At 67.5% G+C, this 23,152-nt stretch carries 24 protein-coding genes; 18 read left to right on the top strand and 6 right to left on the bottom strand.

The window, feature by feature from the left end; all coding sequences use genetic code 11:
* Window positions 1-11: 11 nt before the first annotated feature.
* The 3 genes from BLW48_RS16080 to BLW48_RS16090 are packed head-to-tail and all read left to right on the top strand — an operon-like array spanning window position 12 to window position 2,293.
* Window positions 12-926 carry a bestrophin family protein gene (locus tag BLW48_RS16080; protein ID WP_093176165.1) on the top strand — a complete coding sequence of 305 codons (915 nt, stop codon included), beginning with the start codon at window positions 12-14 and terminating at the stop codon, window positions 924-926.
* A 17-nt stretch (window positions 927-943) separates the two neighbouring features.
* Entirely contained in the window at window positions 944-1,378 is a 435-nt protein-coding gene (locus tag BLW48_RS16085; protein ID WP_256216612.1) for a DUF3806 domain-containing protein, read from the top strand.
* An 18-nt stretch (window positions 1,379-1,396) separates the two neighbouring features.
* On the top strand, window positions 1,397-2,293 hold the full coding sequence (locus BLW48_RS16090; RefSeq protein WP_093176168.1) for an amidohydrolase family protein: 897 nt from the start codon (window positions 1,397-1,399) through the stop codon (window positions 2,291-2,293).
* Here the strand turns inward: BLW48_RS16090 and bla are convergent, their stop codons facing one another.
* Window positions 2,294-3,181 (bottom strand): class A beta-lactamase, encoded by an 888-nt coding sequence (gene bla, locus BLW48_RS16095; RefSeq protein WP_093176170.1) that lies wholly within the window; start codon window positions 3,179-3,181, stop codon window positions 2,294-2,296.
* Window positions 3,182-3,355: 174 nt separating this feature from the next.
* On the opposite strand from bla, the gene BLW48_RS16100 reads away from it, so the two are divergent.
* The 7 genes from BLW48_RS16100 (at window position 3,356) to BLW48_RS16130 (ending at window position 10,994) form a co-directional block, all read left to right on the top strand.
* Window positions 3,356-3,703: an ArsR/SmtB family transcription factor gene (locus BLW48_RS16100; protein ID WP_093055698.1), complete on the top strand. Its 348-nt coding sequence runs from the start codon at window positions 3,356-3,358 to the stop codon at window positions 3,701-3,703.
* Window positions 3,704-3,738: 35 nt separating this feature from the next.
* On the top strand, window positions 3,739-4,272 hold the full coding sequence (locus tag BLW48_RS16105) for an SRPBCC family protein (protein WP_093176173.1): 534 nt from the start codon (window positions 3,739-3,741) through the stop codon (window positions 4,270-4,272).
* A gap of 284 nt (window positions 4,273-4,556) precedes the next feature.
* On the top strand, window positions 4,557-6,593 hold the full coding sequence (locus BLW48_RS16110; RefSeq protein WP_093176175.1) for a LamG-like jellyroll fold domain-containing protein: 2,037 nt from the start codon (window positions 4,557-4,559) through the stop codon (window positions 6,591-6,593).
* A gap of 51 nt (window positions 6,594-6,644) precedes the next feature.
* Entirely contained in the window at window positions 6,645-6,824 is a 180-nt protein-coding gene (locus tag BLW48_RS16115) for a hypothetical protein (RefSeq protein WP_093055695.1), read from the top strand.
* Window positions 6,825-6,861: 37 nt separating this feature from the next.
* Complete coding sequence (locus tag BLW48_RS16120; RefSeq protein ID WP_093176392.1) at window positions 6,862-9,051, top strand: phosphocholine-specific phospholipase C; 2,190 nt, start codon at window positions 6,862-6,864, stop codon at window positions 9,049-9,051.
* A 133-nt stretch (window positions 9,052-9,184) separates the two neighbouring features.
* Window positions 9,185-9,961 (top strand): DeoR/GlpR family DNA-binding transcription regulator, encoded by a 777-nt coding sequence (locus tag BLW48_RS16125; protein WP_093176178.1) that lies wholly within the window; start codon window positions 9,185-9,187, stop codon window positions 9,959-9,961.
* A 49-nt stretch (window positions 9,962-10,010) separates the two neighbouring features.
* Entirely contained in the window at window positions 10,011-10,994 is a 984-nt protein-coding gene (locus BLW48_RS16130; RefSeq protein ID WP_256330786.1) for a DUF2272 domain-containing protein, read from the top strand.
* A gap of 6 nt (window positions 10,995-11,000) precedes the next feature.
* Here BLW48_RS16130 and BLW48_RS16135 read toward each other — a convergent pair whose 3' ends face one another.
* From BLW48_RS16135 to BLW48_RS16145, 3 genes are read right to left on the bottom strand one after another with little or no spacing between them, the layout of a single operon-like run.
* Window positions 11,001-11,255, bottom strand: coding sequence for a DUF3297 family protein (locus BLW48_RS16135; protein ID WP_093176183.1), 255 nt, complete (start codon window positions 11,253-11,255; stop codon window positions 11,001-11,003).
* A 33-nt stretch (window positions 11,256-11,288) separates the two neighbouring features.
* Window positions 11,289-11,753 (bottom strand): ribonuclease HI family protein, encoded by a 465-nt coding sequence (locus BLW48_RS16140; RefSeq protein WP_093176186.1) that lies wholly within the window; start codon window positions 11,751-11,753, stop codon window positions 11,289-11,291.
* Window positions 11,754-12,206 carry a hypothetical protein gene (locus tag BLW48_RS16145; protein WP_143047748.1) on the bottom strand — a complete coding sequence of 151 codons (453 nt, stop codon included), beginning with the start codon at window positions 12,204-12,206 and terminating at the stop codon, window positions 11,754-11,756.
* Window positions 12,207-12,325: 119 nt separating this feature from the next.
* Between BLW48_RS16145 and BLW48_RS16150 the strand changes: the two genes are divergently transcribed.
* The 7 genes from BLW48_RS16150 (at window position 12,326) to BLW48_RS16180 (ending at window position 18,885) form a co-directional block, all read left to right on the top strand.
* A complete protein-coding gene (locus BLW48_RS16150) occupies window positions 12,326-13,066 on the top strand; it encodes a glutamine amidotransferase (RefSeq protein ID WP_093176188.1) in 741 nt (246 codons plus the stop codon).
* Window positions 13,067-13,142: 76 nt separating this feature from the next.
* A complete protein-coding gene (locus BLW48_RS16155; RefSeq protein WP_093055684.1) occupies window positions 13,143-13,781 on the top strand; it encodes a CDP-alcohol phosphatidyltransferase family protein in 639 nt (212 codons plus the stop codon).
* A gap of 30 nt (window positions 13,782-13,811) precedes the next feature.
* Window positions 13,812-14,393: a glutathione S-transferase family protein gene (locus BLW48_RS16160; RefSeq protein ID WP_093055682.1), complete on the top strand. Its 582-nt coding sequence runs from the start codon at window positions 13,812-13,814 to the stop codon at window positions 14,391-14,393.
* Window positions 14,394-14,487: 94 nt separating this feature from the next.
* Window positions 14,488-16,890 carry a penicillin acylase family protein gene (locus BLW48_RS16165; RefSeq protein WP_093176191.1) on the top strand — a complete coding sequence of 801 codons (2,403 nt, stop codon included), beginning with the start codon at window positions 14,488-14,490 and terminating at the stop codon, window positions 16,888-16,890.
* A gap of 12 nt (window positions 16,891-16,902) precedes the next feature.
* Window positions 16,903-17,547, top strand: a complete 645-nt coding sequence (locus BLW48_RS16170; protein WP_093176192.1) for a histidine phosphatase family protein — start codon at window positions 16,903-16,905, stop codon at window positions 17,545-17,547.
* Between the two features lie 55 nt (window positions 17,548-17,602).
* Window positions 17,603-18,565, top strand: coding sequence for a DnaJ C-terminal domain-containing protein (locus BLW48_RS16175; RefSeq protein WP_093055677.1), 963 nt, complete (start codon window positions 17,603-17,605; stop codon window positions 18,563-18,565).
* A 2-nt stretch (window positions 18,566-18,567) separates the two neighbouring features.
* The gene (locus BLW48_RS16180; RefSeq protein WP_093055675.1) at window positions 18,568-18,885 is read left to right on the top strand and encodes a chaperone modulator CbpM; all 318 of its coding nucleotides are present in this window, start codon (window positions 18,568-18,570) and stop codon (window positions 18,883-18,885) included.
* Window position 18,886: 1 nt separating this feature from the next.
* Here BLW48_RS16180 and BLW48_RS16185 read toward each other — a convergent pair whose 3' ends face one another.
* Both BLW48_RS16185 and BLW48_RS16190 read right to left on the bottom strand, forming a co-directional pair.
* A complete protein-coding gene (locus tag BLW48_RS16185) occupies window positions 18,887-20,626 on the bottom strand; it encodes a dipeptidase (protein WP_093176195.1) in 1,740 nt (579 codons plus the stop codon).
* A 137-nt stretch (window positions 20,627-20,763) separates the two neighbouring features.
* Entirely contained in the window at window positions 20,764-22,503 is a 1,740-nt protein-coding gene (locus tag BLW48_RS16190; RefSeq protein WP_093176197.1) for a dipeptidase, read from the bottom strand.
* 64 nt (window positions 22,504-22,567) lie between these two features.
* On the opposite strand from BLW48_RS16190, the gene BLW48_RS16195 reads away from it, so the two are divergent.
* Window positions 22,568-23,152: a DNA-3-methyladenine glycosylase I gene (locus tag BLW48_RS16195; RefSeq protein WP_093176199.1), complete on the top strand. Its 585-nt coding sequence runs from the start codon at window positions 22,568-22,570 to the stop codon at window positions 23,150-23,152.

Here is a 23,152-nt window from a genome sequence, read left to right on the forward strand (position 1 = left end):
ATCGCCGACCGATGATCGTCCGACCCCGCCCCCATTGGCTGCGCATGCTCTTCGTGTGGCGCGGCTCGGTCCTGCTGGACATAGCGCCGCAGCTCCTGTGGACCACCGCCTTCGCGGTGCTGGTGACGGTGCTCCACGGCCGGTTGTTCCAGTGGAAGGTGTCGCTCAATTTCGTGCCCTTCTCGCTCATCGGCCTGACACTGGCCATCTTCCTTGGCTTTCGCAACGGCACGAGCTATTCGCGCTACTGGGAGGCGCGCACCCTGTGGGGCACGCTGCTCAACGAAACCCGCTCGCTGGTGCGGCAGGTGCTGACGCTGGCCGATGCGCCCGCCGAGGCAGGCAAGCCGACGCTTCGCCTCATCGCCTTCGTGCATGCTCTGCGCCACCAGTTGCGCGGCACCGATCCCTCGGCCGACCTCGCGCGGCTGCTGTTGCCCGAAGACTGCGCCCGCCTGCAGGCCGCGCGCTTCAAGCCGGCCGTTCTCCTGCTGATGGTCGGCGAATGGCTGCGGGACAAACGCAAGGGCGGCCAGCTCGACCCGACGCTCGCGCAGGCCATGGAAATTCCGCTGGGCCGCCTGACCGAAGCGCTGGGCGGATGCGAGCGCATCGCGGGCACGCCGATTCCATTCACCTACTCGGTCATCATCCACCGCACGATCTACCTGTACTGCGTGCTGCTGCCCTTCGGCCTGGTGGACGCCATCGGCCCCATGACGCCGGTGGTGGTCGCGTTCATCGCCTACACCTTCTTCGCGCTCGAAGCACTCGGGGCCGAGATCGAAGACCCCTTCGGCACCTCGCCGAACGACCTTGCGCTGGACGCCATGTCCCGCACGATCGAATCGACCTTGCGCGAGATGATCGGCGAGCCGCAGCCGATGCCGACAGAGTCAAGATCCGACAAGTACATGCAAACCTGAGAGGGAATACTCGCGCCATGGAACAAAAGATCGTTTCCCCCGCTAAGTCGGACCTTCGGGCCATTGCTACCCAGCTCATGCACGCGTCGGAGCTGGTGTCCGAAGCCAGCGGTCACGAGTTGACCGGTACAAGGACAGACCTCGCCGCACTGCAGAAAGTCATCGACTCGAAGCTCGTCGAGCCTGAAGCCACCTACTCCCTTCAGGCGCTGGGCCTCGCATTCGGCAAAGTGTTCATCAGCACTCGTACCGATTTCGACTGGTGGATGGTCGAGGACGAGTACGGACGGGACCCCGCGCTCCGGTACAAGCAAACCTCGCTCCTGCTGTTTCCCAAGACCATGATCTCCAAGCGGATCGAGGACGGCAAGGCAGTCAACGTCACGGAGATGTTCGAGGGGCTGCAGGAAACCGTTCGCGAGGTGCTGGCCGAGCACTACCCGGATGCCTGATCTGGCTCGAAGCACCGCATGAAAACCATCGCGCCAATCGCCGCCGTGCTTGTGGCCGCCTGCACGACCATCGCGCCCAGCGCCTACGGACAGGCCCCGGCTTACGCAGGCCCGCTGTTCGACACGCACCTGCACTACAACCAGGAAGCCTGGGACGGCAACACCGGCCCTTACCCGCCCGCCGAGGCGCTCGCGCGCATACAGCGCAACAACGTCAAGGCGATCATTGCCAATTCGCGCCCCAACGCTGGCACGCAGACCCTGGCCGCAGCGCGCGAGACACGCGCCGCGGGCGTGACGGTCGTGCCCTTCGTGCGCCTGTACCGCAACCGCGACGACTACACCAACTGGTTCCGCGACGAGACCATCTACGAGATGGTGCAGACCGAGCTTGCGCGCGGCACCGCGAGCGGACCCTATCGCGGACTCGGGGAATTCCACCTGTACGACAGCGCCGATGCCAACGGCCCCGTGGCGAAGAAGCTGATAGCGCTGGCTGAGCAGCGCAAGCTCGCGGTGCTTGCGCACGTCGACGACGTGGCAATCGACCTGCTGATGGCAAACGCGCCATCGAAGGGCCAGGCCCTGCGCCTGATCTGGGCCCACACCGGCATCGGCGGCCCACCGGTCGAACGGGTGCAAGCGCTGCTGGAGCGCTATCCGCTGCTGATGGGTGAGCTCTCGTACCGCCCGGGGCTGACCTGCGAAGGCGGCAGGCTGTGCCCCGAATGGCGTGCGCTGATCCTCAAGTACCCGGGTCGCTTCATGGTCGGCTCCGACACCTGGGTCAACCAGCGCTGGAGCGCCTACGACGAGACGATGCGCGGCTACCGCACCTGGCTCGGCGATCTGCCGGCCGACGTAGCGCAACGCATCGCCTGGGGCAACGCCGCCGCGCTGTTCGACCTTCGCTGATCAGCCTGCCAGCGCGGCCACCGCAATGCGCGTCGCCGACGCAATGACATCGTTGCGCCCCTTCGCATCCTTCTGCGGAAAGGTCAGGTAGACCGACAGCACGATCGGTGCACCGGCCGGCGGCCACAGCACGCCGACGTCGTTCGTGGAGCCATACGAGCCCGATCCGGTCTTGTCCCCCACCTTCCAGCCGGCCGGCACGCCCGCCAGAAAGCGCTCTGTGCTCGTGGTGTTGCCCAGCAGCCAGGTCTGCAGCTGGTCGCGCTGCACAGTGCCCAGCGCATCGCCCAACGCCAGCCGCTGCACGCTGTCGGCCATGGCCGCGGGCGTGGTGGTGTCGCGCGGGTCGCCGGGAATGCTGGTGTTGAGCTCGGGCTCGGTGCGGTCGAGCCTGAAGGCCTGGTCGCCGATGCCGCGCGCAAAGGCGGTAACGGCGGGCGGGCCACCCAGCACCTTCAGCAGCAGGTTGGCGGCCGCGTTGTCGCTGTACTGGACGGTGGCGGCGCACATCGCGGCCACGGTCATGCCGGTGGCAACGTGCTTCTCGGTTATCGGCGAATAGGCGACCAGATCCGCCTTGCTGTAGCTGATGTTCCTCGACAGCAGGCCGCTGTCCTTGGTGCCACGTTCGAGCACGGCCGCGGCCAGCATCAGCTTGAAGGTGCTGCACAGCGGAAAGCGTTCGTGCGGCCGATGCTGTATGCGCGCGCCGCTGCCGGTGTGGAAGCCGACCACGCCCAGGCGGCCGCCCGAGGCACTTTCGAGCGCGGCGAGCTGCGCCTCGGCCGAAGACTGCGATGCCGTACCAGACCACGCAGTGCATGCGCTGGCGAGCGGCAGGACGGAGGCGGCAAGCAGCAGGCTCCGGCGCTGGACTAGAGGGTTCATTTCGTTTTCTCTTTCTTTGGTCGAGTGGATGGTACGAAGCGAATCCTAGGAGCGGCGCCCTCGTCGATCCAGCCTCCGGACGGCGTTGTGCGTCCCGGGTGTATCCGCTGTAACGGCAAGGTTTATTCAACCATATAGTTGAACATTGATCTGGAAATACCTATATTCAACCTCATGGTTGAACTAGAACTCGCAGACGAACGGCTCGACGCCGTATTCCACGCCCTGGCCGACAGCACGCGCCGCACCATGCTGCAGTTGCTGTCTCATGGCGAATGCAGCGTGGGCGAACTCGGTGCGCCGTTTCGCATGTCCTTCGCGGGGGCGTCCAAGCACGTGAAGACTCTGGAACGCGCGGGCCTGGTGTCGCGCACCGTGCAGGGCCGCGCGCACGTCTGCCGGCTGGAGCCCGCAGCACTGGCCACGGCAGATGCCTGGCTGCGCTACTACGAAGGCTTCTGGAACAACCGTCTCGACGCGCTGGAGCAGGAACTGCGGCGCGAAGAGAAATCGCGCAAGTGATCTCCCCCTTCTTCATTCACAAGGAGCACATACCCATGACGATCAAGCACAGCCTCGGCCAGCAGGTCGACCCCGGCACCCTGCGCATGGAGCGCACCCTGCCCGCCCCCATCGAGCGCGTGTGGGCCTACCTGACCGACCCCGACAAGCGCGCCACCTGGCTGGCCGGCGGCACCATGACGCAGAAGCCCGGCGAGATGTTCGACCTGCGTTTCAACCACACCGAACTCACTGGCGAAGTGGCTCCCGACCGCTACGCCGATTGCCGCCAGCCCATCGTGCAGAAGTCGCGGCTGGTGCGCATGGAAGCGCCGACGCTGCTGACGATCAGCTGGGACGAAGGCCCGGCGCCGTCGGAAGTCACCTTCGAGCTCACGCCGCAGGGCAACACCACACAGCTCGTGCTCACGCATCGCCGGCTGGCAAGCCGCAAGGACATGGTCAGCGTGGCGGGCGGGTGGCATGCGCACGTCGATGTGCTCATCGAGGTGCTGGCGGGGCGCAAGCCAAAGGGCTTCTGGACAAACCACGCGGCGCTCGAGAAGGACTACGAAGCGCAGATTCGCTGACTGAAGCAGCACGTTCCTCCTTCATTTCTCTCACGCGGGGCCTTCGGGCCCCGTTTCTTTTGGGCGTTGGCGTTCGCGGGGATTGTCAAACCGTTGTCACCTGAGAACCGCAGCATCTGAGGCATTAAGAGTATTTGTGTGTTTTGTTGTAAATAACTTTATTTGCACAAGAACAGAAAGACACCCACGTTCCTTCGGCGCAGCCGCGGGATATGCGTCTCAGAACTTCGAGGGAAAACATGATCAGAGGAATGAACACGCGCCGCGCATGGGCAGGAACAAGCATGTGCGCCCTGCTGCTTCTTACCGCTTGCGGTGGAGGTAGCGGCAACGGTTTCCCACCCATCGGCACACCGTCGCCTGGTAGCGGAAGCAACCCGGCGCCGACAGTCAACCAGGGCAAGAGCGGGCCCAAGGCACTCGTCGTCGAGATCGACGGCCTCACGCATGCGGCGCTTCGCGACGCCATGGCACAGAACAAGGTGCCGGCATTGCAGTCGCTGCGCGTTGCACCGGCATGGACCGGCGGCGCCAACGGCACGCTGAGCGAACAGCGCACCACCGACGGCCCGGGCTGGGCCACGCTGCTGACCGGCACATGGGCACAGCGCCACGGCGTGCGCTGGGACACGAACGACCAGCGCATCGACGTCAAGCTCGCGCCCTCGGTCTTCGCGCTCGCCAGGCAGAACAAGACGACCGCCTACAAGACAGCTTCCGTCACCGCAAGCGCGCTCTATCCGCTGCTGCTGTCGAACGAAACCGGCACGCTCGACAGCGCAATCGACTGCGCCGGCTCCGACACCTGCGTCACCGACCGCACCGCGCAACTCATCGACACGGGCTACGACCTGCTGGTCGCGCAGTACGGCGCACCGGGCGCGGCGGCAAGCAGCGGCCTGAAGAGCGACGCGTACCAGCGCGCGGTCGCCGACACCGCCGCCGGCGTGGGCCAGTTGCTGGCGCGCATCGCGCAGCGCACCGCCAACGATCCGAAGGAAGACTGGCTCGTGATCCTCACGACCAGCCACGGCCTCGACACCTTCGGCGGTGCAACCGGCCTGCAGGACAACGACAACAAGACCATCTTCATCGCGAGCAACAAAACGCTCGCGGCGCAAGCCGGCGTCGGCACGGCCGCTCCTGCTGACGCAAGCCTGCTCGCGCTTTCGGCCGCCACCGACATCGCGCCGACCGTGTTGCGTCACCTCGGCGCGCTGCCCGCGGCCGCCGACTACCGCTTCAACGGCCAGGCCCTGCAGGCGGCCACGTCGCTGCGCGGCCTCTCGGCGAAGACGGGTGCGGACAAGCGCAGCATCGAGCTGTCGTGGACGCTCGCCGGCACCACGACCGCACCAGTGCAGGTGCTGCGCGACGGCAAGCTGGTGGCTATGCTGCCCGCCGGCTCGACTGCCTACGTCGACCCCATCGTCGCCGAGAGCGACGGGGTCTATGCCTACCTGTACACGGTCGTCGCCGGCGAGGCCAGCGTAGCGCTTTCCGCGCAGATCGCCTACGTCAAGCCGGTACCGCCGGAACCGCCGGTGACGCTCGCTCCCACGCTGGTGAACGGGCTGGTCAACTACTACCCGCTCAACGCCCTGCCTGCAGTCGATGCGAAGAGTGCCTCCACGCTCGCCCCTTGGGCTGCCGACGCCAACGGCGGCACGCTGGTCGACGACAGCTTCCCGGCACCCAACAAGGCCAAGGCGCTGCGCGTCGACAGCACCGTGAAGAACGCCAGCGGCACGGCCGGCTATCGCCTCGTTCAGAACAGCGACGTAACAACCAACCCGGCGGTCACGGCCTTCACCATCGGCTTCTGGCTGCGCACCGACAACACCTGCAGCCAGGGCGTGAGCAACGGCGGCACGGTGATCGGCAACAAGAACTACACCACCGGCGGCAACGCGGGCCTGGCCATCGGGCTGTTCGGCAGCTGCGAGATCCGCTTCAACGTAGGCACGGGCAGCGCACGCGCCGATAGCAACGGCTACAGCCTGAGCGCTGGCCAGTGGGCCTACGTGGCGGTGGTGATCGACAAGGCCGCACTCACGATGAAGGGCTACGTGATGGACCCCGTCAGGGGCATCCAGACCAACAGCACCGCCATCACCAGCGCGCTGGTCGACAAGCTCGGCGGCCTGGGCAACGGCCTGGGCCTGAACGAGGACGGCACCGGCCTCTACTACCAGCGCGAAACCTCTTCGCCGCGCGGCGCCATGGACTTCGACGACTTCGCGATCTGGAACCGCTCGCTCACGAACGACGAGCTGACCAGCATCTTCAAGTCGGGCACGCCGCTGTCGACGCTGCCCTGACCCCGATCACCCCCGAGCCCCAAGACAACAACGATTCCAGAGGATCAAACCATGCAAGTTCAAACCCTTCTTTGCGCGCGCCTCGTGCCCGCGCTCGTTCTGGCCTGCGCCCTTTCCGCCTGCGGCGGCAGCGGAGGTGGCGGCGGCTTCGTCGGCGGCACACCGACGCCCCCCACCACGCCCACGCAACCCGACACCGGCGTTGCCCCCGTGAAGAGCTGCGCACCCTGAGCCCCGCCGAACCATGTCCAACCAAAACAACAAGCCCATGACGAACTCACGTCGCAAATTCCTCACCGGCACGGCCACGACCGGCGCCGCCGCCCTTGCGCTCTCGGCCTTTCCGCCGAGCATCCGCCGCGCGCTCGCCATTCCGGCCAACAACAAGACCGGCACCATCCAGGACGTCGAGCACATCGTGATCCTGATGCAGGAGAACCGTTCGTTCGACCAATACTTCGGCACGCTGATGGGTGTGCGGGGCTTCGGCGACCGCTTCACCATTCCGCTGCCAAAGGGCTTGAACGTGTGGCAGCAAAGCGATGCCAGCGGCAAACCTATCCTGCCCTACCACCTCGACAGCCGCAAAGGCAACGCACAACGCGTGAGCGGTACCCCGCACTCCTGGAGCGACGGCCAGAACGCCTGGGACGGCGGGCGCGCCTACCAATGGCCGCGCTACAAGACCAATGCGTCGATGGGCTACTTCAAGGAGGCCGAAGTAACGTTCCAGTTCGCGCTGGCCAATGCCTTCACGCTGTGTGACGACTACCACTGCAGCATGCACACGGGCACCAACTCGAACCGCATGTTCCACTGGACCGGCACCAACGGCCCCATGGGCGCCAACGTGGCCACCGTCAACAACGAATGGGACGACATCGGTCCATCCGCCACCGGCTACGAGTGGAAGACCTACCCCGAGCGGCTGCAGGAAGCCAAGGTCAGCTGGATCATCTACCAGAGCCTGCCGGACAACTTCACCGACAACCCGTTGGCCGGCTTCAAGCAGTACCGCAAGGCCAACGAGGATTCGGGCAAGCCAGTGAGCAACGACGGCCCGTCGCCCGCCTACGACCCGGCCAGCGACGACGCCGGCAACCCGCTCTACAAGGGCATTGCCAACACCATGCCCGACGGCGGCTTCCTCGAGCAGTTCCGCCAGGACATCAAGAACGGCAAGCTGCCGAAGGTGTCGTGGATCATCGCGCCCGCGGCCTACTCCGAGCACCCCGGCCCCTCGAGCCCGGTGCAGGGCGGCTGGTACATCCAGGAAACGCTGGACGCGCTCACCGCCGTGCCGGACGTGTGGAGCAAGACCGTGCTGCTCATCAACTTCGACGAGAACGACGGCTACTTCGACCACTACCCCTCGCCGGCCGCGCCCTCGCTCAACCCCGACGGCTCGATGGCCGGCAAGACCACGCTGCCCGAGGCCGACCTCGCCGTGGAGCGCTTCACGCATCCGAAGCCGCCGGGCACCAGCGGCCAGCCCGCACCTGACGGCCGTGTGTACGGCCCCGGCGTGCGCGTGCCGATGTATATCGTCTCGCCATGGAGCCGCGGCGGCTGGGTCAATTCGCAGGCCTTCGACCACACCTCGGTGATCCGCTTCATCGAGGCACGCTTCGGCGTGAAGGAGCCCAACATCTCGCCGTTCCGCCGCGCAGTGTGCGGCGACCTCACCAGCGCATTCAACTTCGCCACGCCCAACACGGAAGCACTGCCCACGCTGACGGGACGCACGACCAAGGCTGACGCCGACAAGCTGCGTGCCGACCAGCAGGCCCTGGCGCAAGTGGCGTTGCCGCTCGACCCGCAACTGCCGCGCCAGGCCACCGGCACACGCCCCTCGCGCGCCCTGCCATACGAGCTGCACACGAGCGCGCGCGCCGATGTCATCAAGGGCCAGATGCGGCTGATCTTCAAGAACAGCGGCAAGGCCGCGGCCGTGTTCCATGTGTACGACAAGCTCAACCTCGACCGCCTGCCGCGCCGTTACATGGTCGAGCCCGGCAAGACGCTCGACGACACGTGGAACCCCACGACCGACAACAGCGGTTTCTACGACCTCTGGGTGCTCGGGCCAAGCGGCTATCACCGCCACTTCAAGGGCGACCTCAACCGGCTTCGCGCCGGTGGCGCACCCAACCCCGAAGTGCAGGTGTGCTACGACATTGCAAACGGCAACGTGTACCTGGAAATGCTCAACGGCGGTGGTGGGGCCTGCAAGTTCACAGTGCGCGCCAAGGCCTACCGCGACGACGGCCCGTGGAACGCCACGGTGAGTGGCGGCGGCAAGGCCGAGCAACTGTGGGTACTGGCCAGCAGCGGCCAGTGGTACGACTTCGCCGTTACCTGCGATGCCGATCCGGCCTTCTATCGCCGCTTTGCCGGCCGCGTCGAAACCGGCAAGCACTCGGTGAGCGATCCGGCCATGGGCCTCGCCGATCTCTGACAACGGACGGGGCCAACGCACCTGCATCGGGATATTGGCCGGCACAATTGCACGGCCCCTGTGCCTGTTCACGTGCAACCGGGGCGGCTGTCACACTGACGCCGCCCCTTTTTCTTTTTTACGCCGGCATTCCATGCTCCAAGAAGAACGATTCCTGCGCATCCGCAGCCTGCTCGCCACCTTCTCGCGACTCAGCGTCGAGCGCGTCATGCAGGACCTCACGGTGTCGCGCGAAACGGTGCGCCGCGACCTGCTCGAACTCGAAGGCCTGGGCGAACTGCGCCGCGTGCATGGCGGTGCCGTTGCCATCAAGGCGGAGCCCGAGCCGCCGCTCGCGGTGCGGCTGGTGGCGCGCCAGCGCGAAAAGCGCGCCATTGCCAAGGCCGCCATCGCACTACTGCGGCCGGGGCAGACCATCTTCATGGACGCGGGCAGCACCATGTCGATCTGCGCGGAAGAGATCGGCACGCTGAGCGGCATGACGGTCATCACCAACTCGCTGAACATCGCGCTCAAGTTCGCGGGCGCGGGCGAAGGCCGGCTCACCGGCAACCAGACCATCCTGCTGGGCGGCCAGATCGACGTGAAAGCGCAGGCCACCTGCGGCGACACCACGGTCGAGGCCATCCGCCGCTACCGCGCCGACGTGGCGCTGCTGTCGCCGGTGGGGCTGCACGCCAAGCACGGCGCGATGAGCTTCGAGCACCACGAGGCCACCGTGGCGCGCGCCATGGCCGAGCAGGCGCAGCAGCTGGTGCTGTTGGCCGACCACGCCAAGATCGGCCAGGCCAGCCGCGTGACCTATGCGCGGACGACGGACATCGACGTGGTGGTCACCGATGCCAAGGCGCGCGAACTGCCGGGGCTGTCGGCACTGCGCAAGGCGTGCGAGCGGGTGATAGTGGCCTGAGGCGCATCGCATGCTGCGACCGGACGCGCCCCCTGCCTCACGATGGGCGATGGCTGCCCTGGGCGCCGCAGCCTTCTTGCTCGCATCCGCGCCGGGCCTGGCTTCCGCTGCATCGGGCTGCCTCGAAACGGCCACGCAGGCCCCTTCACCGTCGCGCGCACTCGCAATGGCGACCTTCGCACTGCAGGAGCACGAGGCCTTCGGCGGCCAGTCCATGGATGCCGAAGGGCGCATGACCGAAGCCGGCGACTCCGAAGCCGAGGACACGCGCCGCACGGTGCCGGGCCTCGCGCCATGGCAGCGGGTGCTGGGCTACTGGCAGGCCGTCGATCCGCAGCTCCCGTCGCTCGTTCGCTTCGGCGCACTGCGGGGCGCCGACCGGCACCTGCTGATGCAGGCGTTGAACGAAGCGACGGCCGGGCGCCTGCAGGGCATGGGCGTCGGCCCCGACGAGGGGCTTGATTCAGTGGAGCTGCGCGCCGTTCAGGCCGCACTGAGCCGGGTCGCGGTGATCGACACGCCCTGGTCCGCGGCCTTCATCAGCTGGCTGGCGCGGCAGGCGGGGTTGGCGGACGACGAGTTCGTGTTCTCCGAAGCACATGTCGACTATGCGGGCGCTGCGTGGCAAGCCGGCGTCGAGGAGGCTGCGGGCCGCCCCACGCGCTACGCCCTGCGCACCTGCGATCTGACACGCACGCCGCCGCGCGTCGGCGACCTGGTCTGCCAGGCACGCGGCGCGGGCGCCGGGTTCGACACCTTCGACAAGATCGGTGAAGTGCTGGCCGCGCGGGACACCGGCGGCGAACCGCTGCCCATGCATTGCGACGTGGTGGTGGCTGTGGATGCCACGGGCTTCGACACCGTGGGCGGCAACGTGCTGCAGTCGGTCACGCGGCGCCGGCTCGACTTTGCGCCGGGCACGCGCTGGCTGGACCAGAGCTACCTGCCCGAGGGATGCACGCCGGGCGCTCCGGGGTGCATCGATCGCCACATGAGCCGCCAGCCCTGGTCGCTGCTGCTGCAGTGGCGCTGAGCGCGCTTACGCTTCCTTGTAGTACGCCTCGACTGTGCCCTTGAGCTTGAGCAGCAGCGGCTTGCCCTTGCGGTCGAGGGTCTTGCCGGCGGGCACCTTGATCCAGCCTTCGCTGATGCAGTATTCCTCGACGTCGAGGCGGTCCTTGCCGTTGAAACGGATGCCGATGTCGTGCTCGAACGCGGCGGCCACGTGGTGCGGGCTGCGCGGATCGATGGAGAGGTGGTCGGGAAGGGGTGGGCGGGAAGTGGCTTCTGTCATGGCGCGTGATGATAGGGGCTCCCGGGCCCGACCCTATCGCCGCTTCTTCGCGGGCCTTGCAGGCGGCTTGGGCGCGAAGCCCAAGGCGGCGCGTGCCAGTGCGTCGGCCTCGCCGTTGCGGTGGCGCGGAATCCACTGCACGCGCACGTCGTCGAAGCTGCCGAGCAAGGCGCGGGCATCGTCGAACAGGCCGGCCAGGCGCTCGATCGGTTTCGCCCCGGCCGGGCCGAGCTGCTCGACCAGGATGCTGTTGTCGCTGTAGGCCCGCACCGCCGTCGCACCCCGCTCGCGCAGATCTTGCAGCGCGAGCGTCAGCGCCCGCAGTTCGGCCTCGTTGTTGCAGCCTGTGGCATGCGTGGCTTGCGACAGCGTGTGGCGCTTGCCGTCAGGCGCGGTGATGACGGCGCCGATGCCCATGCGCCCCGGGTTGGGCATGGCGCTGCCGTCGCAGTAGACGGTCCACGGAAGGCTGTCGGGCCTGGCTTCTCCTGCACTCATTCAGCAGTTGCCGCGCTTGATGCCTGCGAGGTTCTGGCAGGGCCTCTGGCCGGGCGGCGGCCCAGGGTCGTGCGCATGCGGTGGCGGCCGGCGAATGGGGCGCACGCCGTCGTAGTACGGGTCGGGGCTCAGGATGACGACGGCCGGGGGATCGGCCGCCGCGGGCTGCGTGTCGGCGGGATAGCGCGGGATGATGGCCGGGCCCGAAGGCGGATTGCTCGCCACCTGGTTGGGCGGTGCAATCGGTGCTGTCGGGGTCGGCGCCGGTGTGTAGTCCGGCCGGCGCGCCTCGGCGGGCGGCGACTCGAGGATCGGCACCTGCCGCGACTGCTTGCTACCCGCCGGGCAAGCCACGTTGGTGTAGGAGATGGCCCCGCTGGCGTCCGTGCAGCGCACCACCTCCGCCGCATGTGCGCCCAGCGCCGCAGCGAAGATCATGAGGGAGGCAGCCAAGGTGCGCATCAGTCGATTTTTCGGCAGGGTTGCAGTCAGGTCAAACACCCGGGGACCGCCCCGGGTCATCCACTGTAGCCGTTGCGAGCGCGTTGTGCACCTGCGGCATGATCGCGGGCATGGACAACCACCGCCCGCACCCGCTCGTCATCGTCAAGCTTGGAGACACCTTCGAGGCCCTGCGCGCGCAGCGCGGCGACTTCGAGCACTGGATCGCCGACGGGCTCGACACGCACGCGCTGCCCCTGCTGGTGGTCGATCCGCGCCGCGGCGACGCCCTGCCCGACCCGGCCGAAGTGTCAGGCGCGGTCGTCACGGGTTCGCACGCGATGGTGTCGCACCGCGAACCCTGGAGCGAGACCACGGCCGCCTGGCTCGCGCAGCTCGTGGCGCGCGACACGCCGGTGCTCGGCATCTGCTACGGCCACCAGTTGCTCGCGCATGCGCTCGGCGGCGAGGCCGGCGACCACCCGCAGGGCGCGGAGGTCGGCACCGTGACCGTCACGCTCGACGATGCCGCCGCTACCGACCAGTTGCTGCACGGCCTGCCCGCGCAGTTCCCGGCCCACGCGGTGCACTGGCAGAGCGCTCTGCGCCTGCCCGAAGGCGCGGTGCGGCTGGCCGGCAACGACCACGAGCCGGTGCACGCGTTCCGCGCGGGCGCGCATGCCTGGGGCGTGCAGTTCCACCCCGAGTTCGACGCCGACGTCATGCGCGGCTACATCGACCAGCTGGCCGGCGACCTGGCTCGCGCCGGCACCGACCCGGCCGCACTGCGCGAGCACGTGGTCCCGACCGATGCAGCGGCCGGCCTGCTCGGGCGCTTCGCACGGATCGTCGAAGCGCATCACGGCGTCTGACGCCCTGCGCTGACAAAAAGCGCGTTTCGCTTCGGTTAAGGTGCGGTCCATTCGCCGTTTGCCCAACCCATCTTTCATGACCACTCCCTCCCCCGCGCCGACCCGCAAGCATTTTTCGATGCTCCGGGAATTCCACCTGGCCGACGCCTTCACGCTCGGCAATGCAGCCTGCGGGGTGGGCGCGGTGTTCCTCGCAATGGCCTTCATGGCGAGCCAGTCGCTCGCGCAGTTCCTGTGGTCGGCCGCGCTCGCACCGGCCGCTTTCATCTTCGACGTGCTCGATGGCCGCATCGCGCGCTGGCGCCAGACGCAATCTGCCCTCGGGCGCGAGCTCGACTCTCTGGCCGACATCATCTCCTTCGGCATGGCGCCCGCCGCGCTCGGCTTCGCAGCCGGACTGAACGGCGGCTGGGACTGCGTGATCCTGATCTATTTCGTGGGCTGCGGCGTGAGCCGGCTTGCGCGCTTCAACGTGACGGCCGAGGCACTGTCGGCCGGCTCCGACAAGGTGAAGTACTTCGAGGGCACCCCCATTCCGACCAGCGTGGTGCTGGTAGGCGTGCTGGCATACGCGGCCTGGCAGGGCCACATCGGCAGCGCCTTGTGGGGCGGCGCCTGGGTCATCGGGCCGTGGCAGTTGCATCCGCTCACGCTGCTGTTCGCCCTGTCGGGCACGCTCATGATCAGCAAGACGCTGCGAATCCCGAAGTTCTGACCGCTCACTCAAGACGAAGGAGACACGCCGATGACCATGAAGCTGTATTTCGACCCGCACAGCCGCTCGCACATCGCCAAGTGGATGCTCGACGAAGCCGGCGCCGACTACGAGATCGTGACCACCCTGCTCAAGGACAAGGCGCACAAGAAGCCTGAGTTCCTGAAGATCAACCCGGCGGGCAAGCTGCCGGCGCTGGTCGACGGCCAGGCGCGCGTCTTCGAGAACGCCGCCATCTGCATGTACGTGGCCGAGAAGTTTCCGGGCAAGCGGCTCGCTCCCCCCGTCGGCACACCAGACCGGGGCCGCTACCTGTCGCTGATGGTCTATTCGACCGCGCAGCTGGAGCCCGCAATGGGCGACGCCATCCTGAAGATCCGCAGCAACAACAGCGCGCGCGGCTGGACCAATTTCGAAGCGGCCAAGGACGCGGTCGAGCGCGAACTGCGCTACGGGCCCTACCTGTTCGGCGCGCAATTCACCGCGGCCGACGTGATGATCGGCTCGATGCTCATCTGGCACCGCGCCTTCGGCGGCGTCCTGAACCGGCCTACGCTCGACGCCTACATCGACCGGCTGCAGGCCCGGCCCAAGGGCATGAAGTTCGGCTGAACTCTGCGCGGCATGCCGCGCTGGTGACAACGCGCGGCAAAGGTACGTCCTTTAATCGGCTTCCTTGTTCCCTTCCAATAAGAGAGACGCCCGCATGACATCGAAGAACGCCACGCCTTCCCGGTTTTCGCTCACGGCCCTTTCCGTGGGCCTGGTCGCCCTGCTCGCAGCCTGCGCAAGCACGCCGCCGCCCGGCGGGCGCAGCGTGACCATCGAGCGCACCACCTTCGGCATCCCGCACATCACCGCGCCGGACTACGAAGGCCTGGCGTACGGCAGCGCCTATGCGCATGCGCAGGACAACGTCTGCCAGACGGCCGAGCACCTGCTCACACTGCGCGGCGAGCGCTCGCAGTTCCTGGGCGCGCAGAACACCGGCGACCTGGGCCTGGGCCGCGCGCCGAATGCGCAGATCGACCTGTTCATCCGCTATCACATGGACGACGCCGCGCTGGCGCGTGCAGGCGCTACCACGAGCCCCGACGTGCAGGCCGCGCTGCGCGGCTACGTGGCCGGCTACAACCGCTACCTGCAAGACGCCGGCCCCAACGGGTTGCCCGAAGCCTGCCGCGGCAAGCCCTGGGTGCGGCCGATGACGGCCAGCGACCTGTCGCGCGCCACCGAGATGTCGATGATCCAGGGCGGCCTGGGCGCACTGGCGGGCGCAGTGCTGGCCGCGGTGCCGCCCGCCCCCGGCGCCAAAACAAGCGCCGCACAGGTGGACCTGAAGGAAGCCGTGGCCGAAATCGGCCGCCACAGTTTCAACGCCAACCCCGAGGGCGGCGAGCTCGGCTCCAACGGCTGGGCCTTCGGGCGCAATGCCACGCCGGACGGCAAGGGCCTGCTGCTGGGCAACCCGCACTTTCCGTGGACCGGCACCAACCGCTTCTGGGAAATGCACCTCACCATCCCCGGCAAGCTCGACGTGATGGGCGCCACCGGCGGCCTGAGCCCGGTGGTGGCCATCGGCTTCAACAAGGACGTGGCCTGGACGCACACCGTGTCGACCGGCAAGCGCTTCACGCTGTACGAGCTGAAGCTCGACCCCAATGACCCGACCATGTACCTGGTCGACGGCCAGCCGAAGAAGATGGTCGCGCGCACCGTGGCACTGCCCGCCGCGGCAACGGGCGGCGGCACGCCGCCGGTGCAGCACACCTTCTATTCGACCGACTGGGGCCCCGTGATCTCGCTGCCGCGCGCCGGCCTGGGCTGGACCGCGCAGAAGGCCTACGCCATCCGCGACGCCAACACGCTCAACGTGCGCTCGGCCGAGAGCTGGATGAAGATGGCGCTGGCCCGCAATGTGGCCGAGCTGCGCGCCGCCATGGGCAACCAGGGCATGCCGTGGATCAACACCATCGCGGCCGACCGCGACGGCAACGCGATGTACGCCGACCTGTCGGTGGTGCCCGACGTATCGGTCGACATGCTGAAGAGTTGCGCGCCCTCGCCCGCCGCCGCCGCGCTGCTCAACGCAGCCGGGCTGCCGGTGCTCGACGGCTCGCGCAGCGCCTGCGCATGGAACCGCGACAGCGCGGCCGCAGCGCCCGGCATCATCGCGCCGGCGCGCATGCCGGTGCTCATCACGCCGGACTACGTGCAGAACAGCAACGACAGCTTCTGGCTCAGCAACCCCGAAACCGCGCCGATGGCGGGCGTGTCGCCGTTGGTGGGCCCGATCGGCGTGCCGCAACGACTGCGCACGCGCAGCGCGATCATGGAAATCCGCGGCCGGCTCTCGGGCGGCGACGGCCTGCCCGGAAACCGCATGGGCGCGGCCGAGCTGCGCAGCGTGATCTTCCGCGACAGGAATCTCGCAGGCATGCTGGTGATGGCCGACCTGCAGGCCGCCTGCAGCGCCGCCGGCAACACGCTCACCACCGATCAGGCGCTCGGCTGCCGCGTGCTCACCGCCTGGGACCGCACCAGCAATGCCGACTCGAAGGGCGCACCGCTGTTCCGCGAGTTCTGGCGCAAGACGAAGGACGTGCCCAAGGTCTGGCGCGTGCCGTTCGACCCCGCGCAGCCAGTGGCGACGCCCGCCGGGCTCGACATGGCCACGCCGGCCACGCGCGAAGCCGTGTTCAAGGCGCTGGGCGACGCGGTCGGCATCCTGCGCACCGCCGGCTTCGCGGCCGACGTGCCGCTGGGCGTGCCGCAGTCGCGCCTGGTGCGCGGCCAGAAGATCGCGCTGCACGGCGGCGACGAGTTCGAGGGCGTGCTCAACAAGCTGGAGTCGCAGGGCCAGTCGCTGATCGACCCGAAGGGCTACAACGTCAACTACGGCAGCAGCTACATGCAGGTCGTGACCTTCGACGCCAACGGCCCGGTTGCTCAAGGCCTGCTGACCTACGGCCAGAGCAGCGACCCGGCTTCGCCGCGCGCCTACGACCAGTTGCCGCTGTTCGCAGCCAAGCAGTGGCACCCGCTGCCGTTCCACCCCGCCGACGTGCGGGCGCAGCGCGAAGGCGCTCCGCTGCAGCTCGCGTACTGACACCGCCCATCCATGTCACAGCAAACCGCCCCTTCCCACAGCGCCCCGAGCGGGCTCGGCGAACTGATCCGCATCGCCGAGGCGCAGCCGCTGTCGCCAGCCTGCGATCACTTCTACTTCCTGCGCCACGGGCAGACCGGCCGCAATGCGCTGCGCATCTTCCAGGCGGTGGACGAGCCCCTGAGCGAGCTTGGTCTGCAGCAGGCCGCGCGCGCCGCCGGGCTGCTGGCCGGCGAGCCGATCAGCACCGTCGTGTGCAGCGACGCGCGGCGCGCGCACGACACCGCGTACACCGTGGCCACGACGCTGAAGCTCGTGCCGGCCGCACAGGCCGCGCTGCGCGAGCGCAACTTCGGCGCGCTGATCGGTACCTCGTCCGCCAACATCGACTGGGCATGTGAGCCAGAGGGCGGCGAAACGCTCACGCAGTTCGTCACACGCACGCGCGACGCGCTCGACACGGCCCTGCGGCTGCCCGCCCCGGTGCTGGTGGTGGCACATGGCGGCACGCTCTACGCGCTGGCCGCCCTGCTGGGCGTGCCGGTCGACGTCGGCCTGCTCGGCAATGCACAGCCCTTGCGTTTCGAGCGCCGCGGCCCCACATGGGCCGTGACGCCGCTGCTGCGGCAAGCCGACGGCGACGCAGCCCTGGCCTAGCCTCCCCCCACTCCTCGGGCCTTGTTGCCGTCCACCCAACGAACCGCCACACACCATGGAATTCAAGGACTACTACAGCGCACTGGGCATCGACCGCACCGCGTCCGACGACGAAGTGCGCAAGGCCTACCGCAAGCTCGCCCGCAAGTACCACCCCGACGTCAGCACCGAGCCTGACGCCGAGAAGCGCATGCGCGACATCAACGAGGCCAAGGACGTGCTTGGCGACAAGGAAAAGCGCGCCGCCTACGACGCGCTGGCCGATCGTGTCGCGCGCGGAGGCCATCCCGAGGGCGACTTCCAGCCGCCGCCGGGCTGGGACGAAGGCTTCGAGTTTCACCGCGGCCCGCGCCAGGGCCCGGCCGATCATGCCGACTTCAGCGAATTCTTCTCGTCGCTGTTCGGCGAGGCCGAACGCCGCGGCGCCGCGCGGCAGAACTTCCGCGCGCGCGGCGAAGACCATCATGCGGCCATCGAGATCACGCTCGAAGACGCGCTCAACGGCGCCGAGCGCGAGATCACGCTGCGCGCGCAGACCGTCGACGCACAGGGCCACCCGCAGTGGGAGAACCGCACGCTCAGCGTGAAGATCCCGCCGGGCGTGCACCCGGGCCAGTTCATCCGCCTCGCGGGGCAAGGCATGCCCGGCCACGGCGGCGAGCCGCCCGGGGACCTGTACCTCGAAGTGCGCATCGCGCCGCACAAGCTGTACCGCGTGGAAGAGCGCGACCTGTACATGACGCTGCCCATCACGCCCACCGAAGCCGCGCTGGGTGCGCAGGTGCAGGTGCCAACGCCCACCGGCGGCGTGGTCGAAGTGACCGTGCCGCGCAACGCGCGCAACGGCCTGAAGCTGCGGCTCAAGGGCCGTGGCTTCGCAGGCAAGACGCCCGGCGACCTGTACCTGCTGCTCGACATTGCGCTGCCGCCCGCCGACAGCGACGATGCGCGCAAAGCCTACGAACAGCTGGCGCAAGCCACGGCATCGTTCCACCCACGCCAGCATCTGGGAGTCTGAGCATGGTGAATTTCACTGTCACAACCGCCACCGCCGTCAGCGCCTCGCAGCCGCTCGCGGCGAGTGAACTGGCGCACGCCGTTGGCGCCGACACCGCCTGGGTCGTGCAACTGGTCGAGGTCGGCATCCTGCGGATCGAAACGACCGAGACCCAGCCCGAGCGCTGGCAGTTCTCCAGTGCCGACCTGCAGCACGCGCTCGAAGCGCGCCGGCTGGAGCGCGACTTCGGCGTGGGCCTCGACGCTGCCGCGCTGATCCTCGACCTGCAGCACGAGGTGCGCCGGCTCAAGGCGGTGCTGCAGGCGCGCGGCCTGCGCTGAGCTACTGCATCTGCTGCAGGTTGCCGATGCGCACCAGCATCTCGGTGAACATCTGCAGGTCGGCGTCGAGGTCGGGCACTTCCTTGTATTCCTTGGCGTTGTGCCCGGTGTACTTCTTGCCGGGCATGCCGGGGCCGAAGCTGATCGCGTTGGGCATCTGCTTGGCCGTGGTGGCGCCGGCCGCGGATACTGGCTTGGCCTCGAGGCCGGTGGTGTCGCCGTAGATGTTGAGCAGCGTCGTCAGCCACTGGCCAGAAGGGTCGCGCGCCATCCAGTTGCCCTGGTCGTACTTGATCTCGACTGTGGCCTTGTTCGCCGCAGCCCAGTCATTGATCTTCGCGGTGACTTGGGTCTTGAGTTCTTCGGGCGTGCGTCCGCGCGGCATGCGCGTGTTAACCGCCACTACCACCCGGCCGTCGGCACCCGTGCGGATCAGGTTGGGAGAGAAAGTCAGTGGCCCCATGAAGTCATCCCTGTAGCCCAGGCCGATCTTCTCGCCGAGGTAGCCGGTGCCGTAGAGCGCATCGACGTACTTCACCGCCTTGAGGAACTGGTTGTCGGCCAGCGTCACACCGGACTCCAGCAGGAACAGGCCCAGCCGCGGCAGCGGATTCACGCCGTTCTGGGGCTCCGAGCCATGGGCCGAGGTGCCGGTGACCTTGATGGCGATGCTGTCCCCGTCACGCGTGATGGCAATCGCAAACTTGCCGCCCTGCGGTTCGTACTTCTGCAGGAAGGCCGGCTTCGCGGCTTCGAGCTTTGCGAGCACCGCAGCGAGGTCGCCGCCCTTGAGCGTGGCGGTGGCGGTCTGCGAAATCGCGTTGACCGCGACGGCTGCGCCCATGTCCGTGATCGCGGTGACTGCACCATCGGTTTTCTCCGCAGGGAAGAACACACTCAGCGAGCCCGCGCCCTTCTCGGCCACGACTGCGGGGTAGCCGCTGTCGAGCACGATGTTGTAGGCCGGCAGCGGCACCTTGCCGCGGTAGTACTCCATGGCGTCGCCACCGGTTTCCTCGGTGGTCTCGATCATCAGGCGCATGGTGCGCTGGATCGGCAGGCCGCTTTCCTTCACCGTCTTCATTGCATAGAGCACGGCGGCGATCGAACCCTTGTCGTCGATGGTGCCGCGGCCGTAAAGGCGGTCGCCCACGCGGACCATGGTGAACGGGTCGAGCCGCGTGCCGTCGTCGAGCACCCATTCTGAAAGCACCGCGGGCACCACGTCGGAATGCGTGAGGATGCCGAACTCTTCAGTGCCCTTGCCCTTGAGGCTGACTTCGAAGATGCGGTTGTCGACGTTGCGATACGCAAGCCCGAAGTCTCGCGCCATCTTCTCGACCAGCTTGCCGAAGTCGATGATCGTCGGGTTCTCGTGCGGCGGGATCTGCACGTTGCGCGCAGTCGGCAGCGCCACCATGGCACCGAGGCTCGCGATCACGGCCTTCTGGTTGTGCAGGCGGTTGTACAGGCCCAGCAGGCGCGCGATGTTGGTGAGGTCGTCACCAGCCAGCGGTGCCTTCTTGCGATAGGCGGCCACGGCGGGCTTCAGCTCGGGGTTGGCCTTCTCGGCCTGGGCCAGGAAAGCGTTGAAGCTGGAGGCGGGCTTGCCGCCTTGCCAGGCCGCGGCCAACTGGTCGAGCGCGGGTTTCTTGAGCGTCTCCGAGAAGGCCGGTGCGGTGAGGCCAACTGCCATCAAGCCCATGGTGAGGGCTGGCAACGAGAAGCGAAATTGCAGCATGTGCGTGACTCCCTTTTCACAAAAATGGAAGCCTTCGACGATACCCGAGCCACGCGCTGCGACAGGTCTCTGCGCACTACGAAGAAACGTTGCGCACGAGGGAGAAAGCGCGACTTTAAGTTCGCCAACCGCGTGCGTTACTGCATCTGCTGCAGGTTGCCGATGCGCACCAGCATCTCGGTGAACATCTGCATGTCGGCGTCGAGGTCGGGCACTTCCTTGTACTCCTTGGCGTTGTGCGCCGTGTACTTCTTGCCGGGCATCGCGGGACCGAAGTTGATTGCGTTGGGCATCAGCTTCGCGGTGGTGCTGCCAGCCGTGGGCACAGGCTTGGCCTCGAGGCCGGTGGTGTCGCCGTAGATGTTCAGGAGGGTCGAGAGCCACGCGCCCTTGGGGTCGCGCGCCATCCAGTTGCCCTGGTCGTAGGCAACCTCGAGCTTCACGTTGTTCGCGCTCGCCCACGCATCGATCTTCGACGTGACCTGCGCCTTCAGTTCATCGGGCGTGCGTCCGCGCGGCATGCGCGCATTGACCGTGACTTCGAGCCTGCCGTCGCTGCCCATGCGCACGAGGTTGGGCGAGAAGGTCAGCGGGCCCATGAAGTCGTCGGCGTAGCCCAGTCCCATCTTCTCGCCGAGGTAGCCGGTACCGTAGAGCGCGTCGATGTACTTCACGGCCTTCAGGTAGTGGTTGGCGGCCAGTGGCACGCCGGACTCCTGCAGGAACAGCGCGAGGCGCGGCAGCGGATTCACGCCTTCCTCGGGCCGCGAGCCGTGGGCCGAAACGCCTGTCACTTTCAGCTCGATGCTGTCAGCGCCACGCGCAATGTCGATGGCGAACTTGCCGCCCTGCCCTTCGTATTTCTGCAGGAAGGCCGGCTTTGCTGCTTCGAGCTTTGCGAGCGCGGCCGCAAGATCGCCGCCCTTGAGCGTGGCCATCGCCGTCTGCGAAATCGCGTTGGCCGATGCGGCGCCGCTCATGGCCGTGATGGCTGTCGATGCACCATCCGCCTGCTCTGCCGGGAACAACGCCTTCAGCGCGCCCGAGCCCTTCTCTGCCACCACGGCCGGGTACTTGCTGTCGAGCACGATGTTGTAGGCCGGCAGCTGCGTCTTCGTGCGGTAGTACTGCATCGCGTCGCCACCGGTTTCCTCGGTGGTCTCGATCATCAGGCGGATGCTGCGCTCGATGGGCAGGCCGCTTTCCTTCACGGCCTTCATCGCGTAGAGCACTGCGGCGATCGAGCCCTTGTCGTCGATGGTGCCGCGGCCGTAGAGAAAGTCGCCGATGCGGGTCATCTTGAAGGGGTCGAGCCGCGTGCCATCGTCGAGCACCCATTCGGACAGCACCGCAGGCACCACGTCGGAATGCGTGAGGATGCCGAACTCCTCGCCGCCTTTGCCCTTGAGGCTGACTTCGAAGATGCGGTTGTCGACGTTGCGGTAGGCAAGCCCGAAGTCGGTCGCCATCTTCTGCACCAGCTGGCCGAACTCGATGATCGACGCGCTTTCGTGGGGCGGCACCTGCACGTTGCGCACCGTCGGAATCGCGACCATGGTGCCGATGCTCGCAATCACGGCCTGCTGGTTCTTCAGGCGGTTGTAGAGGCCGAGCAGGCGCGCGATGTTGACGAGGTCGTCGCCGGCCAGCGAGGCCTTCTTGCTGCGGTAGGCATTCACGCTGCTCTGCAACGCGGGCTGGCTCTTTGCAGCCTGCGCAAGGAAAGCGTTGAAGTCGGCGGCCGGCTTGCCGGCCTGCCAAGCGGCGGCGAGCTGATCGAGTTGGGGCTTCTTGATGGTTTCGGCGTGCGCCTGCGCACCAAGGGCGAGCGCGACGCCCAAGGAAAGCGCCGACAATGAAAATCGAAAATGCTGCATCAGGGTCTCCCCCTCATTCTGAAAACACTCCCCGACGATAGCCGAGCAAAGAATCGAACGAACAATGAGCAACAGCACCGACAAGATCCGCTGCGCCTGGGCCCAGACCGACCCGCTGCTGGCCGCTTATCACGACGCCGAATGGGGCGTGCCCGAGCGCGACAGCCGCGCGCTGTGGGAAAAGCTCATGCTCGACGGCTTCCAGGCTGGCCTCTCGTGGCTCACCATCCTGCGCAAGCGCGACGCGTTCCGCAAGGCCTTCAAGGGCTTCGTGCCGGAGAAGATCGTCAAATTCACCGAGGCCGATGTCGAGCGGCTGATGCAGGACGCCGGCATCGTGCGCTCGCGCTCGAAGATCGAGGCCACCATCGGCAATGCACGCGCCTACCTCGCGATGCAGGCGGCGGGCGAAGATTTCTCCGAATTCATCTGGGGCATGGCGGGCGGCAAGCCCATCGTCAACCGCACCGGCAGCGTTCCGGTGAAGACGCCGCTGTCGGAGGATATTTCCGCAGCGCTCAAGAAGCGCGGCTTCAAGTTCGTGGGCCCCGTCATCGTCTACGCGTGGATGCAGGCCACAGGCATCGTGGACGACCACGCGCACGACTGCCACCGGCACGGCGCCAAACACAAACCCAAGCCCCAATGA

It is taken from the genome of Variovorax sp. YR266, from assembly GCF_900107295.1.
GTDB lineage: Bacteria > Pseudomonadota > Gammaproteobacteria > Burkholderiales > Burkholderiaceae_C > Variovorax.

What these genes read in the sequence shown, in the direction of transcription:
- BLW48_RS16080 (WP_093176165.1), top strand. Translation starts at nt 12, where the DNA reads ATGATCGTCCGACCCCGCCCCCATTGGCTGCGCATGCTCTTCGTGTGG.
- BLW48_RS16085 (WP_256216612.1), top strand. Translation starts at nt 944, where the DNA reads ATGGAACAAAAGATCGTTTCCCCCGCTAAGTCGGACCTTCGGGCCATT.
- BLW48_RS16090 (WP_093176168.1), top strand. Translation starts at nt 1,397, where the DNA reads ATGAAAACCATCGCGCCAATCGCCGCCGTGCTTGTGGCCGCCTGCACG.
- bla (WP_093176170.1), bottom strand. Translation starts at nt 3,181, where the DNA reads ATGAACCCTCTAGTCCAGCGCCGGAGCCTGCTGCTTGCCGCCTCCGTC.
- BLW48_RS16100 (WP_093055698.1), top strand. Translation starts at nt 3,356, where the DNA reads ATGGTTGAACTAGAACTCGCAGACGAACGGCTCGACGCCGTATTCCAC.
- BLW48_RS16105 (WP_093176173.1), top strand. Translation starts at nt 3,739, where the DNA reads ATGACGATCAAGCACAGCCTCGGCCAGCAGGTCGACCCCGGCACCCTG.
- BLW48_RS16110 (WP_093176175.1), top strand. Translation starts at nt 4,557, where the DNA reads ATGTGCGCCCTGCTGCTTCTTACCGCTTGCGGTGGAGGTAGCGGCAAC.
- BLW48_RS16115 (WP_093055695.1), top strand. Translation starts at nt 6,645, where the DNA reads ATGCAAGTTCAAACCCTTCTTTGCGCGCGCCTCGTGCCCGCGCTCGTT.
- BLW48_RS16120 (WP_093176392.1), top strand. Translation starts at nt 6,862, where the DNA reads ATGACGAACTCACGTCGCAAATTCCTCACCGGCACGGCCACGACCGGC.
- BLW48_RS16125 (WP_093176178.1), top strand. Translation starts at nt 9,185, where the DNA reads ATGCTCCAAGAAGAACGATTCCTGCGCATCCGCAGCCTGCTCGCCACC.
- BLW48_RS16130 (WP_256330786.1), top strand. Translation starts at nt 10,011, where the DNA reads ATGGCTGCCCTGGGCGCCGCAGCCTTCTTGCTCGCATCCGCGCCGGGC.
- BLW48_RS16135 (WP_093176183.1), bottom strand. Translation starts at nt 11,255, where the DNA reads ATGACAGAAGCCACTTCCCGCCCACCCCTTCCCGACCACCTCTCCATC.
- BLW48_RS16140 (WP_093176186.1), bottom strand. Translation starts at nt 11,753, where the DNA reads ATGAGTGCAGGAGAAGCCAGGCCCGACAGCCTTCCGTGGACCGTCTAC.
- BLW48_RS16150 (WP_093176188.1), top strand. Translation starts at nt 12,326, where the DNA reads ATGGACAACCACCGCCCGCACCCGCTCGTCATCGTCAAGCTTGGAGAC.
- BLW48_RS16155 (WP_093055684.1), top strand. Translation starts at nt 13,143, where the DNA reads ATGACCACTCCCTCCCCCGCGCCGACCCGCAAGCATTTTTCGATGCTC.
- BLW48_RS16160 (WP_093055682.1), top strand. Translation starts at nt 13,812, where the DNA reads ATGACCATGAAGCTGTATTTCGACCCGCACAGCCGCTCGCACATCGCC.
- BLW48_RS16165 (WP_093176191.1), top strand. Translation starts at nt 14,488, where the DNA reads ATGACATCGAAGAACGCCACGCCTTCCCGGTTTTCGCTCACGGCCCTT.
- BLW48_RS16170 (WP_093176192.1), top strand. Translation starts at nt 16,903, where the DNA reads ATGTCACAGCAAACCGCCCCTTCCCACAGCGCCCCGAGCGGGCTCGGC.
- BLW48_RS16175 (WP_093055677.1), top strand. Translation starts at nt 17,603, where the DNA reads ATGGAATTCAAGGACTACTACAGCGCACTGGGCATCGACCGCACCGCG.
- BLW48_RS16180 (WP_093055675.1), top strand. Translation starts at nt 18,568, where the DNA reads ATGGTGAATTTCACTGTCACAACCGCCACCGCCGTCAGCGCCTCGCAG.
- BLW48_RS16185 (WP_093176195.1), bottom strand. Translation starts at nt 20,626, where the DNA reads ATGCTGCAATTTCGCTTCTCGTTGCCAGCCCTCACCATGGGCTTGATG.
- BLW48_RS16190 (WP_093176197.1), bottom strand. Translation starts at nt 22,503, where the DNA reads ATGCAGCATTTTCGATTTTCATTGTCGGCGCTTTCCTTGGGCGTCGCG.
- BLW48_RS16195 (WP_093176199.1), top strand. Translation starts at nt 22,568, where the DNA reads ATGAGCAACAGCACCGACAAGATCCGCTGCGCCTGGGCCCAGACCGAC.